This window comes from Thermoanaerobacter sp. X514, from assembly GCF_000019065.1.
GTDB classification, from domain to species: Bacteria; Bacillota; Thermoanaerobacteria; order Thermoanaerobacterales; family Thermoanaerobacteraceae; genus Thermoanaerobacter; species Thermoanaerobacter pseudethanolicus.
Window position 1 is genome coordinate 852,584 of the sequence record NC_010320.1, and the last position, 14,296, is coordinate 866,879.

9 protein-coding genes are annotated in these 14,296 nt (G+C 34.9%); all 9 read left to right on the forward strand.

All coding sequences use genetic code 11. From position 1 onward, the window contains the following. The first annotated feature begins 95 nt into the window (after positions 1-95). The 9 genes from TETH514_RS04170 (at position 96) to ltrA (ending at position 14,286) form a co-directional block, all read left to right on the forward strand. Entirely contained in the window at positions 96-2,408 is a 2,313-nt protein-coding gene (locus tag TETH514_RS04170; RefSeq protein WP_009052974.1) for a vitamin B12-dependent ribonucleotide reductase, read from the forward strand. Between the two features lie 214 nt (positions 2,409-2,622). Further along, positions 2,623-4,287, forward strand: coding sequence for a sensor domain-containing diguanylate cyclase (locus TETH514_RS04175; protein WP_009052973.1), 1,665 nt, complete (start codon positions 2,623-2,625; stop codon positions 4,285-4,287). Positions 4,288-4,507: 220 nt separating this feature from the next. Further along, positions 4,508-6,466: a BglG family transcription antiterminator gene (locus TETH514_RS04180; RefSeq protein WP_009052972.1), complete on the forward strand. Its 1,959-nt coding sequence runs from the start codon at positions 4,508-4,510 to the stop codon at positions 6,464-6,466. Then, a complete protein-coding gene (locus TETH514_RS04185) occupies positions 6,453-6,902 on the forward strand; it encodes a PTS sugar transporter subunit IIA (protein WP_003868412.1) in 450 nt (149 codons plus the stop codon). Before TETH514_RS04180 ends, TETH514_RS04185 begins: the two co-directional genes overlap by 14 nt. A 41-nt stretch (positions 6,903-6,943) precedes the next feature. Continuing rightward, positions 6,944-7,990, forward strand: coding sequence for a PTS fructose transporter subunit IIC (locus TETH514_RS04190; RefSeq protein WP_009052971.1), 1,047 nt, complete (start codon positions 6,944-6,946; stop codon positions 7,988-7,990). 64 nt (positions 7,991-8,054) lie between these two features. After that, the gene (locus TETH514_RS04195; protein ID WP_003868415.1) at positions 8,055-8,366 is read left to right on the forward strand and encodes a PTS fructose transporter subunit IIB; all 312 of its coding nucleotides are present in this window, start codon (positions 8,055-8,057) and stop codon (positions 8,364-8,366) included. Between the two features lie 180 nt (positions 8,367-8,546). Beyond that, entirely contained in the window at positions 8,547-10,268 is a 1,722-nt protein-coding gene (gene ptsP, locus TETH514_RS04200) for a phosphoenolpyruvate--protein phosphotransferase (RefSeq protein WP_009052970.1), read from the forward strand. A 118-nt stretch (positions 10,269-10,386) separates the two neighbouring features. Further along, positions 10,387-12,426, forward strand: a complete 2,040-nt coding sequence (fusA, locus tag TETH514_RS04205; protein ID WP_009052969.1) for an elongation factor G — start codon at positions 10,387-10,389, stop codon at positions 12,424-12,426. A gap of 447 nt (positions 12,427-12,873) precedes the next feature. Next, a complete protein-coding gene (gene ltrA / locus TETH514_RS04210) occupies positions 12,874-14,286 on the forward strand; it encodes a group II intron reverse transcriptase/maturase (RefSeq protein ID WP_009052667.1) in 1,413 nt (470 codons plus the stop codon). Positions 14,287-14,296: the final 10 nt, after the last annotated feature.

Here is a 14,296-nt window from a genome sequence, read left to right on the forward strand (position 1 = left end):
GATAGTTTTGGAGGTTGCAGAATCCACAATAAAATGTATAATTTAATAAGTAATACACAAAATATTGTGGTTTTACATAAGAGGAGGAATTTCCTGTGAAAATTACTGAGAATGCGAGGAAGGTTCTGGAGAGAAGGTATTTGGCTAAAGATGAAAATGGCAAGCCTATTGAGACAGTTGAGGAAATGTTTGAAAGGGTTGCAAAGACTATCGCTGAAGTGGATTTAATCTATGACAAAAATGCTGATGTAGAAGCAGTAAAGAAGAGATTTTATGATATGATGGTAGCTCTGGATTTTTTACCTAATTCTCCTACGTTAATGAATGCCGGTAGGCCATTAGGTCAGCTTTCTGCCTGTTTTGTTCTTCCTGTGGGAGATTCTATGGAAGAGATTTTTGACGCGGTAAAGTACGCGGCAATTATTCACAAAAGTGGTGGGGGTACGGGATTTAGCTTTTCTCGCTTACGACCCAAGGGAGCTACAGTCAGATCCACTGGAGGCGTTGCATCAGGACCTGTTAGTTTTATGAAAGTTTTTAATGCAGCGACAGAAGCGGTGAAACAAGGTGGTACCCGAAGAGGAGCAAATATGGGCATTCTGCGTGTTGACCACCCTGATATATTGGAGTTTATACAGTGTAAAAAAGATAACAATGAAATAACAAATTTTAATATAAGCGTGGCTATTACAGAAGAATTTATGAAGGCTGTTGAGGAAGATAGGGAATACGATCTAATAGATCCTCATACGGGTAAGGTTGTAAATAGATTAAGAGCAAGAGAAGTCTTTGACCTGATTGTAGAAATGGCTTGGAGAAATGGGGAACCGGGTATTGTATTTTTAGACAGAATAAATGAGAAAAATCCTACCCCTGAAGTTGGAGAGATTGAGTCTACCAATCCCTGTGGTGAACAGCCACTTCTTCCTTATGAATCTTGTAACTTAGGTTCAATTAATCTTGAAAATATGTTAAAAAAGGTAGAAGGTAGATACGTAATAGATTATGACAAACTTAGAGAAACGGTCTATGATGCAGTACATTTTTTGGATAATGTAATAGATGCCAATAAATATCCTCTTCCACAAATTGAGGAGATGACAAAAGGGACAAGAAAAATAGGTCTTGGCGTAATGGGATTTGCTAACATGCTTTTGAGATTAGGCATTCCCTATGATTCTGAAGAGGCTGTAGAGTTAGGCGAAGAATTGATGGAGTTTATTGATGAAACTTCCAAAGAAGCATCGATTAAATTAGCGGAACAAAGAGGTACCTTTGGTTTCTATGATAAGAGTATTTACAAAAAAATGGGTATAAAAATTCGAAACGCTACAACTACTACTATTGCCCCGACTGGCACCATATCTATCATTGCAGGTACTTCTAGTGGCATAGAACCGGTGTTTGCAATAGCTATGACGCGAAATGTTATGGATAATACAGAACTGGTGGAAGTAAACCCTGTATTTAAAGAGGTTGCCATTGAAAGAGGATTTTATTCAGAAGAACTGATGCGAGAAATTGCTCGAAGGGGAAGTCTAAAAGACATAAAGGGTATACCAGAAGATGTTAAAAGAATCTTTGTGATAGCTCATGATATTGACCCTGAGTGGCATGTTAAAATGCAAGCAGCTTTTCAAAAACATGTTGACAATGCAGTTTCTAAAACGGTGAACTTTAGAAATGAAGCTACAGTAGAGGATGTTAGAAGAACTTATCTTCTTGCCTATGAACTTGGTTGCAAAGGGGTTACTATATACAGAGATGGAAGTCGTGAATCGCAAGTATTGAATTTGGGCATAAAAGAGAAAAAAGAAGAAACAAAACCTAAAGAAGAGCAAACTAAAAATGAACCTTTAAGACCAAGGCCAAGACCTCCTGTGACAAGAGGAATAACTGAAAAAGTGAGAATAGGTTGTGGAAATCTTTATATAACAGTTAATTATGATGACCAAGGCATATGTGAGGTATTTACAAATCTTGGAAGAGCAGGTGGATGTCCTTCACAGTCAGAAGCTACAAGTAGGCTTATATCTATAGCATTGCGCTCAGGCATTGATGCTAAGACAATTGTAGAGCAATTAAAAGGTATAAGATGTCATTCTACTTTAAGGCAAATGGCTACAAACAAAGAAATAAAAGTGTTATCTTGCCCTGATGCTATTGGCAAGGTTATTGAAAAAGTGATGAAAATCCGAGTGGAAGAGGAGCAGCAATTTGCACCTATTGATGTACCTATATATGAAAATAATCATAATGGCGATGAAGATGACCCTAAAGAAGAAGTTGCATTGAGTGAAGCTGACTTATTAGACGAAGAAAAGTTTTGCCCTGAATGTGGCAGTCCGATAGAGCATGAAGGTGGTTGTGTTGTGTGTAAAAACTGTGGCTATTCTAAATGCGGCTGATATTTATAAAAAACCTTCTGTAGCAATTGCTACAGAAGGTTTTTTATAAATATTTAAAAGGAAGTACAAGATTCGACATATTATGATGGGGATTTGTGGTACAATTGGCTCTGATAAATAAATGTGATCAATTTTATAAACCTTATCAGCCCAAGAAGGATTTTTGAAATAAATGTAGAATACTAATATGATTCGGAAAAACGAGGGGATTAGTATGGGGAAGTACAGGGAACTGGTTTTTAATATAACCTTAATTACAATAGGAAGTATATTATTTGTGTGGGCACTTTACTGCTGTGGTATTGGAATTGATTGGAGAGTCTTTTTGATTTTATTAGCTTTCGCAATAATTTTGGATAATCTTGGCATAATGTATACAGATATAAAATTATCTTTAAGCCCTACAATAGGAATAACTACTTTTTTGATTTTTGGCACGGTTGGAGCGGCTACTCTCATGGTATCCTCTGTTATGTTTGATACTATTGTAGTAAGAAAAAAGATAAAAAATGGGCTTTTAAATGGAGGAATGTTTTCTATTGCATATTTAGTGGCAGGATGGTTTTATGAATTCATAGGTGGAAAAATTGGCATAGTTTCTTTTTCGCAAATTAAATATATTTTAAGCTACGTCATAATAAGTTTTCTTTTGAATAATTTTATACTGTACTATGCTTTAAAAGTACAGGGGAAGATTTTGTTTAAAGAGTATTGGAATGAGAGTGTATTATTAGAGTTAGGTACTTATATAGTTATGATTCCTGTTTCATTACTTCTTGCATATATTTATTTTAAACATAGCCTTCTGTTTTTTGTGTTATCTTTAACTCCACTTATATTCATAGCATATGCTTTTAGGATGATTAGAGATTTGATTAAGGCAAATAAAAGGCTTAACGCTATATATGAGATGGTTAAAATGATAAATTCGAAGTTAGAGTTGGAGCAAATATTAGATACTATTATAGAAGTTATTTCTCAAGTTGTTTCAGTATCTGCAGCAGCAATATATTTGACAGATTCTAATGGGGTAGCTGCTTTAGTAAAATCGATAGGTAATAGAGAGGGAGAGGAAGGCTTTAAAGAAAATTACTTCAAAGATGAGGGAATAATAGGAAAGTGCATATCTTCTAACAAAACAATAGCAATTAAGGATTTAAAGCAGGATAAAAGATTTTTAAAAGAACAATTTTTAAATAACTATGGCAGTGTAGTAGTAGCTCCTTTAAGGTCTTCGGGTTCTACCATTGGATGTCTTGCGGTATTACATGTAGATACAAATGTTTTTGATGAGGATTCTGTTAAAATCATAGAGATAATCGTAGATCAAGCTTCTGTTGCGATAACCAATGCTAAACGATATTATGAAGTCACCAAAAAATCTATTACTGATCCTTTAACAAAGACTTATAATAGAAGATATTTTAATGATGCATTAATGGAAAATATTATGAGGGCAGATGAGACTAGTGAGCCTGTGAGCCTTATAATGTTTGATTTGGATAATTTTAAACTGATAAATGATACTTATGGCCATTTAGTTGGAGATGAAGTACTTAAGGAAGTGGCAAAACGGATAAAAAACAATGTGAGAAGTGATGATATTGTAGCGCGATTTGGTGGAGAAGAATTTGCAGTGATTTTGCCGAAACTTACTGCAGAACAAGCCTATATGATTGCAGAGAGGATAAGAAATGAAGTATTATCAAGGCCAATTAGGACAGATAAAGGAGATATATATGTAACCATAACGGGTGGAGTAGCAGATTATCCGGAAAAGGCTGATTCTGCAGAAAAACTTATAAGCCATGCAGATAGAGCTTTATATGCAGGTGGCAAAAGTAAAGGAAGAAACAAAATTGCCATATATGAAGTGTGAAAAAGGCTTAAAGAAAAGACTGGGAGAATATTTTCCTGGTCTTTTTTGTTTTATCTCTTGATTTAAATAATTGATAAAGTTTTACCACATTAATAAGGCATAAAAAGTTACACTTAAATTCCTTGAAAATAAACGTTTTTTAGGTATAATATTAATCGAAAGCTGAAATAAATTTGTTAATATAGTTACCACATTAAATGTGGTAAAAGGGTGATTAATTATGGATAGGATACTTGAGATTATAAATATGCTTTTAAATAGCGAACAGCCACTTACGGTTGATTATATCGCAAATACACTGAAAGTATCGAATAAAACAATAAGGAATGATTTAAAAAAAGCTGAAGAATATGTACAACAAAAAGGCGTAAAAATTATCAAAAAACCAAGAGTAGGTATTGTACTAGAGGGGCCTAGAAATAAAAAGCTTGAACTTGCTGATGAGATTAAAAAGAGTTTAGACTTTGAAGAACCTTTTTCGCCTGAAGCAAGAAAAAACTACATTTTAAAGCGATTGTTTATGAGTAAAGGAAGTGTAACTACAAAAGAACTAGCGGAGGAACTTTATGTAAGTAGGGTTACAATACACAAAGACTTACAAAGTGTTGAAAAATGGCTTAACAAATTCAATCTAAAACTTCTAAAAAAACCTAATTATGGCATTGAAGTGGTAGGCGATGAAGAGAATTGGCGAAATGCAGTGGCAAGCTTAATTGTTTTAACTAAAGAACAAAAAGAATTAAAAGAATTTTTATATAATGATTACACTGGTAGGATAGATTATAGAACATTAATGCAATTAAAGGAACTTTTTGATATTGATTACAAGCAACTTGAAAAAATAGTTAGTAATGCTGAATCAAAACTCAAATTTAGATTTTCGGATGAAGCTTTTATAAGTTTGGTTATACATGTAGCTATTTCTATCGAAAGACTAAAGCATAAAAAAGATGTTAAATTATCAAAGGCGGTCTTAAATAATCTAAAGCAAAAAGATGAATATGTGATAGCTCAACAGATGGCGAAAGAGATTGAAGAGAAATTCAATGTAGTTCTTTCTGAATCAGAAATAGGATATATTGTATTGCATATCATTGGTACTAAAATGCAGCAAAATAAAATTGAAGATGTGAATTTAGAGTTGGAAGATGAAGAAAGTATTGAGCTAGCGGTTATTATGTCAAAAGAAATTATAAATATTGCTGAAAGGGCATTATCTCTTGATTTAAGCAATGATAAGCAATTGTTAAATGGTTTGATACTACATTTAAGACCAACTATAAATAGGCTCAAGTATGGTTTAACACTAAGAAATCCACTATTAAACGATATTAAAGAGAATTATCCTGAAATATATGGGGTTGCATGGATGACAAGTGTTGTGTTTGAGAAGTATTTAGGTAAAAAAGTTGCAGAAGAGGAAATAGGCTATATTGCACTACATTTAGGTGCTGCAGTTGAACGAGCTAAAAAACCACTTAAAGCCCTGGTTGTTTGTACAACTGGCATTGGAACAGCACAACTTCTTGCGGCAAGGCTTGAGAAATCTTTTAAACAGATAGAAATAAAAGACATAGTTTCTTCTGTTTCGCTACATGAGAGCATCTTAAATGACATAGATATAGTTATCTCTACTGTACCTATTGAGATAAATAAACCTTTTATAAATATAAGTCCTTTATTAACTCAAAATGATATAAAGCGGCTTGATGAATTTATACAGGCTCTAAATAAGAGATCTAATTTAATTGATACGCAGTTACTTGATGTTGACGGTATTTATCTAAAAAAAGAAGATTTATTAAATAAGGTATGTATGGAGTTGCATAAAAAAGGATATGTAAAGGAGGAATATATTCAAGATGTTATAACCAGAGAAAAAATAGCTTCTACTGCTATAGGAAATGGTATTGCAATTCCACATGGTTTACCAGAACATGTTAATAAATCAGTTTTTACAGTGGTAAGACTAAAAAATCCTATAGCTTGGGATGAAGAAAAGGTAGATATGTTATTTATGATATCTTTAACTCAAAGTGATATAGCAAAATCCAGGTATATATTTAGAAAATTATATAATAAACTTGAATCACCGGAATTTGTAGAAAATATAAAAAAAGCAAAAAACAGAGAAGAAATTATAAAGTTATTGGAGGTAATTTACGATGCTGATAAATAAAAATCTTGTCACACTAAATCTTGAGGCAAAAACCAAAGAAGAGGCAATTACAAAATTGGCTGAGTTAGCTCAGAAAGAAGGTAAAATAACTTCCATAGATGAATATGTAAAGAGTGTACTTGATAGAGAAAAAACATATACTACAGGGGTGGGGAATGGAATCGCAATACCACATGGAAAATCAAAAGCTGTAAAGGAGGCGATGATAGTATTTGGTAAAACAACTGATGGAATAGAATGGGATTCATTAGATGGCAAACCTGTCAATTTAATTTTTCTCTTAGGGGTGCCTGAAGAAAATGTGGATAATGTTCATCTTAAGATATTGTCACAGTTATCACGAAAATTAATGAATGATAGTTTTATTGAAATGCTAAAAAAAGCAGTAACTGTCGAGGAAATTTTAAATGCTTTAAGTGATATCCAAGTAAGTTAAAAATAAACAAAAATAAAATAGATAAGGAGGATAAAAATACGATGAAGGAAGAATTAAAAAGGATTAGAGAATATTTAATGACAGGCGTATCTTACATGATACCTATAGTTGTCATAGGTGGTGTTTTAATAGCTTTTTCAATTGCATTAAGTGGTGTGCAGGCTGGTAAAGGTGCAGTTGTTACAAATCCAGTGTTAAAAAGTATGATGGATATTGGTACAGCTTCTTTTTCAATGATGGTGCCAGTTCTTGCAGGATTTATAGCTTTTGGAATAGCTGATAGACCTGGACTTGCTCCTGGACTTGTTGGTGGAGTACTTGCAAACCAGTTGAAGGCAGGTTTTTTAGGTGGAATTATTGCAGGTTTTATCGCAGGATATGTTGCAAGGTGGATAAAGAGTTGGAGAGTTCCTAAGAATTTAAGACCTATAATGCCAATTTTTGTAATCCCGTTGTTATCAGCACTTATTGTAGGTTTTCTTATGATATATATACTCGGTAATCCTATAAGCAGTGCAATGACAGCTATGACAAATTGGTTAAAATCCATGAGTACAGGAAATGCTGTGATTTTAGCAATGATAATGGGTGCGATGATAGCTTTTGATATGGGGGGGCCTGTAAACAAAGTTGCATTCTTATTTGCTGCAGCAATGATAGGAGAAGGCGTATATACAATTATGGGACCAGTAGCAGTAGCAATATGCATTCCCCCGCTTGGGATGGGTGTTGCTACATTGTTAGCACCCAACAAGTACACTAAAGCAGAAAAGGAAGCAGGGTATGGTGCACTTGCAATGGGGATGATTGGTATCACAGAAGGTGCTATACCTTTTGCTGCAGCCGATCCATTAAGAGTAATACCATCTATAATGGTAGGCTCATCTATAGGTGCTGCGATAGCAGCAATAGGGAAGGTTGGAGACCATGCACCACATGGTGGACCTATTGTGTTACCAGTTGTAGATAATAAAATCATGTTTATAGTAGCTGTACTAATAGGTATTGCGGTTACTGCATTAATGGTAAATGCATTAAAAAAACCTGTTATTGAAGAAGTTGAAGATGAAAGTGAAGTTGCTGAGTAAAACTAAAAATAGTTTCAAGATTATGTAAATAATTTACAAAATTTTATAGAAAGAGGGATGGAATATGAAAATAGTTGCAGTTACAGCTTGTCCTACAGGTATTGCTCATACCTATATGGCGGCTGAAGCATTAGAGAATGCAGCAAAAAAACTTGGGCACAAAATTAAAGTTGAAACGCAAGGTTCAATTGGCATAGAGAATAAAATAACTCAGAAGGAAGTTGATGAAGCAGATCTTGTTATTTTCGCAGCAGATGTAGCAGTTAAAGAAGAATCTCGATTTAAAGATAAGCCCATCTATAAAGTTGAAGCTCAAAAAGCTATAAAAAACGCTAAAGCTGTTATTGAAGAAGCATTAAAATTGGTTAATAAATAAAGAACTGGTTGCTGAGTCAGGAAAGGGATTGCCTTTCCTGATTTTGCTTTTGCGGCTATCTAAAAAATGATTTGTCAAATTTGCTTTATTTTTTTATTTTATTATTGTGCAAAAGTTTCACACTGGGACGAAAACTATGTTATAATAGACGTTAGAACTAATTTTAAGGAGGGTTAACAAATGCTAAAAGGAGTTGCGGCATCCCCAGGGATAGCGATTGGGAAGGTTTTCTTATATACTAAAGAAAAAGCAGAAATCAACATGAAAAACATAGATGAATCAAAAGTAGAGTACGAAATTGAAAGGTTTAAGAAAGCTTTAGAAGTGACGAAGGAGCAAATACAAAAAATTAAAGAAGATGCATTGAAAGAATTTGGGAAGGATAAGGCAGAAATTTTTGAGGCACATTTAATGCTAGCAAGTGACCCCGAACTTATTGAAGGGGTAGAAAACATGATAAAGACTGAACTTATAACTGCCGATAATGCGGTAAATAAAGTAATTGAACAAAATGCTTCTGTAATGGAAAGTTTAAATGATGAATATTTAAAAGAAAGAGCTGTAGATTTAAGGGATGTAGGAAGCCGTATAATAAATAATCTTTTAGGAGTAAAAAGCGTGAATCTTTCTGAACTTGATGAACAAGTGGTAGTTATAGCCAAAGACTTAACCCCTTCAGATACAGCTACCATGAAAAAAGAAATGGTTTTAGGATTTGCTACAGATGTAGGCGGAAGAACTTCTCATACAGCTATAATGGCACGTTCCTTAGAAATTCCTGCTGTAGTAGGATTGGGTAATGTTACCTCTCAAGTTAATAATGGAGATACCATAATAGTAGATGGGTTGGAAGGGGTTGTCATTGTAAATCCTGACGAAAATACAATAAACGAATATAAGGCTAAAAAAGAGAATTATGATAAAAAGGTGGAGAAATTAAAGAAATTAAAAGATTTGCCTGCAATAACTCCCGATGGCAAAAAAGTCATGTTAGCGGCAAATATAGGAACTCCAAAAGATGTAAAAAGTGCGCTGGCCAATGGAGCAGAAGGGGTTGGACTTTTTAGAACTGAATTCTTATACATGGATAGAACTACTCTTCCTACAGAAGAAGAGCAATTTGAAGCCTACAAAGAAGTTGCAGAAAAGATGGAAGGCCGGCCTGTTACTATAAGAACCTTAGATATAGGCGGAGATAAAGAGCTTCCTTATCTTGATATGCCTAAAGAGATGAATCCTTTTTTGGGATATAGGGCTATAAGGCTTTGCTTGGATAGGACAGACATATTTAAGACCCAATTACGAGCAATTTTAAGAGCAAGTGCTTATGGAAATATTCACATAATGTATCCTATGATATCTTCTATAGAAGATGTAAGAAAAGCAAATATCGTTTTAAATGAAGTAAAAGCTGAGCTTGATAAAGAAGGCATAAAGTATGACAAAAACATAAAGGTAGGTATAATGGTGGAAATACCTTCAGCTGCAGTGACTGCAGATATATTAGCTAAAGAAGTGGACTTCTTTAGCATAGGAACTAATGACCTGACGCAGTATACCCTTGCTGTTGACAGAATGAATGAACACGTAAAAGATTATTATCAGCCATTTAATCCAGCTATTTTAAGGCTTATAAAGTTTGTGATTGATGCGGCTCACAAAGAAGGAAAATTTGCAGCCATGTGCGGTGAAATGGCAGGTGACCCTTTAGCTACAGTTATATTGTTAGGACTTGGCTTAGACGAATTTTCTATGAGTGCAACTTCTATACCTACAGTTAAAAATATCATCAGAAATGTGGAATATGAAAGAACAAAAGAAATAGCGGAAAAGGTGCTAAATATTGCTGAGGCAGAAAAGATACAAAAAATGATGGAGGACATAATTAAAGACATTGAGTAAATCTCTGGCTTTTGCCAGAGATTTTTTATTAAAAAAATATCAAAAAAATAAAGGAAAATTTCAAAATGTATAGAATAATAATATTAAAGATTATTTGCGATAAGATAGGGGGATATGTATGAAGGATTACAAAACTAATCAAATAAGAAATGTAGGATTAGTTTCCCACGGTGGAGCCGGTAAAACTACATTAACTGAGGCATTCCTTTTCAACACAAAAGTTATTGATAGAATGGGGCGCGTAGAAAATGGCACTACTGTATCTGACTATGACACGGAGGAAATTGCCAGGCAGATATCTATTTCCACATCAGTAATTCCAGTGGAATGGAGAGAGTATAAAATTAATATATTAGATATGCCAGGGTATTTTGATTTCTTTGGAGAAGTTGTAAGTGGCTTGCGAGTTGTAGACAGTGTTATAATACCTGTGTGTGCTGCTTCTGGTGTAGAAGTGGGAACTGAAAAAGTGTTTAGTTTGGCTCAAAAGAATAAGTTGCCTATTATATTTTTTATTAACAAAATGGATAGAGAAAATGCAGATTATTTTAAAACGTTAAATCAATTGAGGGAGAAATTTAGTAATAAGGTTATTCCTCTGACATTTCCTATTGGAAGCGAACAAAGTTTTAAAGGCTATGTAGACGTTCTTACTCAAAAAGCATACGTTTACGATGAAAAAGGGGTAAAGGAGACAGAAGTACCGGCAGATTTGATGGATAAAGTTTTATCGGCCAAAGAGGAATTGATTGAGAACATTGCTGAAAACGATGAAACTTTAATGGAAAAGTACTTTGGCGGAGAAGAATTTACACAAGAAGAAATGAAAGAAGGAATCAAAAACAGCATAAGAATTGGAGAGTTAATGCCTGTTTTATGCGGTTCAAGCCTTAAAAATATTGGAGCAGATAAATTATTAGATGCCATTGTGGAATTTTTGCCATCACCTCTGGATATAGAAAGAGAAAAAGTTAGTGAAAATGGTCCAGTAGCTGCATTTGTATTTAAAACTATAGCAGATCCTTATGTAGGAAGACTCTCTATTTTTAAGGTTGTATCAGGTGCTTTGACTTCTGATTCTATGCTGCTTAACTCAAATAAGCAGATGCAAGAGAAAATAAGCCAGCTTTACATTTTAAGAGGTAAAAAGCAGATGCCTGTATCTAAGTTAGTAGCAGGAGATATAGGAGCAGTTGCAAAGCTTCAATATACAATGACAGGAGATACCTTATGTGACACTTCTAAACTTGTGACATTAGCACCTATCGATTTCCCACAGCCTACACTTTCACTTGCTATTGAACCTAAATCCAAAGGGGATGAGGAGAAAATTAGCAATGGGCTCCAAAGGTTGCAAGAGGAAGATCCGACTTTTAAAGTTGAAAAAAATTTAGAGACGGGTCAGATGATAGTTTACGGAATGGGAGAGCAGCATATAGAAGTAATTTCTAAAAAGTTGATGAACAAGTTTGGAGTAGAATGTACCTTGACAGACCCAATTGTACCCTATAGAGAGACGATAAAGGGTAAAGTCAAAGTAGAAGGAAAGCATAAAAAGCAGACAGGTGGACATGGACAATATGGTCATGTGTGGATTGAATTTGAGCCAAATCCCAACAGTGAATTTGAGTTTGAAGATAAAATCTTTGGTGGAGCTGTTCCTAAACAATATATTCCAGCAGTAGAAAAAGGCTTGAGAGAAAGTATGAAAGAAGGTGTGCTTGCTCGTTATCCTGTTGTAAACATTAAAGCTACTTTGGTAGATGGTTCCTACCATCCTGTTGATTCTTCTGAAATGGCTTTCAAAATTGCTGCATCTCTTGCTTTTAAAAAGGGAATGGAACAAGCAAATCCAGTTCTTTTAGAACCTATTATGAGAGTAGAAGTGGTGGTACCTGAAGAATACATGGGAGATATCATTGGGGATTTGAATAAGAGAAGAGGAAGAATTTTAGGCATGGAGTCAAAAGACAATTTAGAAGTAATCACAGCAGAAGTGCCTTTGGCTGAAATGAATAGATATGCGACAGATTTAAGGTCTTTGACACAAGCAAGAGGAGACTTCAAAATGACTTTTGCAAGATATGAAGAAGCTCCACCTAATGTGGCACAAAAGATAATAGAAGAAAGGAAGAAATTAAAAGAAAAAGAAGAATAAGCCTGCTTTTGCAGGCTTTATTTTTATGTGCGCCCGGCATGGGCGATAGCTAGGCGGTGAAAGTCCGCTGTGGGCTTGGTAGTGGGAACCACTAGCCAAGAGCAAGGGTGTCCATCGTGAGGTGGAATCTGAAGGAAGCTTAAGGCAAAATCTCGGTCTGATGAACAAGAACCAGATAAGAGGCTGAATTGGGATGGATGAGTTTGCGTAACAAAACGAAGTCCAACACTACCCGAATCCCATACAGTAAATCTGGCAGATATATGAGATGAAAGTTATCGTTCTTACCCGGGGAGGTCTCAAGGATAAGTCACTAAAGTGAACTCTGAAGTGACAACCCATACAGTGATGTATGGTTGAACCTTGAGAAGTCAGCAGAGGTCATAGTACTTATCTAGTCATGAATAGATAAGGAAGGGCCGAACGTTAGGAGGTTTTGGAAATCTTATGGACTCGAAAGATATGCAGAGACTGCAGACAACTCAACAAAGAGGCTATCCGTTGAATAGAGAAATGGAATTTCAAAAGACAACGGAAGTGCATAGTATATCATCGGCGTCAAAAGATAGAAGAAACGATGTACAAAGATATACCAGCAAGATGCTTGAAATGATAGTAGAACGAGGAAACATGAGAGCAGCATACAAGCGCGTTGTTGCAAATAAAGGAAGCCATGGAGTCGATGGGATGGAAGTAGATGAACTTCTACCGTATCTCAAAGAAAACTGGGCAACCATAAAACAACAACTGCTGGAGGGGAAATACAAACCACAACCAGTGCGAAGAGTAGAAATTTCCAAACCAGATGGAGGAGTAAGACTACTAGGAATACCTACAGCACTAGATAGGCTAATACAACAAGCAATAGCCCAAATACTAAATAAAGTCTACAACCATACATTTTCTGATAGCAGTTATGGATTTAGACCAGGACGCAGTGCAAAAGACGCAATAAAAGCCGCAGAAGCATATATAAATGAAGGATATACATGGGTTGTAGATATGGACTTAGAAAAGTTCTTTGACAGAGTAAACCACGACATAATAATGTCCAAACTAGAAAAGCGGATAGGAGATAAAAGGGTACTAAAGTTAATAAGAAGATACCTAGAATCAGGAGTAATGATAAACGGAATCAAAGTATCAACAGAAGAAGGGACACCCCAAGGAGGGCCATTAAGTCCCCTATTAGCAAACATAATGTTGGACGAACTAGACAAAGAACTTGAGAAACGAGGGCATAAATTCTGCCGATATGCAGATGACTGCAACATATATGTAAGAAGCAGGTCTGCAGGAAACAGAGTAATGAAGAGCATAAAGAAATTCATAGAAAGCAAATTAAAACTAAAAGTCAACGAAGCAAAAAGTGCTGTAGATAGACCATGGAGAAGAAAATTTCTTGGATTTTCATTCTATACAAAAGAAAACGAAGTAAGAATAAGAATCCATGAAAAATCCATCAAAAGGTTTAAGGAAAAAGTAAGAGAAATAACCAATCGGAACAAGGGAATAAGCATGGAAAACAGAATAAAAAGACTAAATCAAATAACGACAGGATGGGTCAACTATTTTGGATTAGCAGACGCGAAAAGCATAATGAAAACCCTTGACGAATGGATAAGGCGAAGACTAAGGGCATGTATATGGAAACAATGGAAGAAGATAAAAACGAAGCATGATAACTTAGTAAAACTAGGAGTAGAAGAACAAAAAGCCTGGGAATACGCCAATACAAGGAAAGGCTACTGGAGAATATCCAATAGCCCAATCCTAAATAAGACTCTTACAAATAAATACTTTGAAAGCATAGGTTATAAGAGTTTATCCCAAAGATATCTAATTGTACACAATTCCTAATGAACCGCCG

Bases quoted from the DNA above. Each gene is read 5' to 3' on its own strand.
- TETH514_RS04175 (WP_009052973.1), top strand. From the start codon at position 2,623: ATGGGGAAGTACAGGGAACTGGTTTTTAATATAACCTTAATTACAATA.
- TETH514_RS04180 (WP_009052972.1), top strand. From the start codon at position 4,508: ATGGATAGGATACTTGAGATTATAAATATGCTTTTAAATAGCGAACAG.
- TETH514_RS04185 (WP_003868412.1), top strand. From the start codon at position 6,453: ATGCTGATAAATAAAAATCTTGTCACACTAAATCTTGAGGCAAAAACC.
- TETH514_RS04190 (WP_009052971.1), top strand. From the start codon at position 6,944: ATGAAGGAAGAATTAAAAAGGATTAGAGAATATTTAATGACAGGCGTA.
- TETH514_RS04195 (WP_003868415.1), top strand. From the start codon at position 8,055: ATGAAAATAGTTGCAGTTACAGCTTGTCCTACAGGTATTGCTCATACC.
- ptsP (WP_009052970.1), top strand. From the start codon at position 8,547: ATGCTAAAAGGAGTTGCGGCATCCCCAGGGATAGCGATTGGGAAGGTT.
- fusA (WP_009052969.1), top strand. From the start codon at position 10,387: ATGAAGGATTACAAAACTAATCAAATAAGAAATGTAGGATTAGTTTCC.
- ltrA (WP_009052667.1), top strand. From the start codon at position 12,874: ATGGACTCGAAAGATATGCAGAGACTGCAGACAACTCAACAAAGAGGC.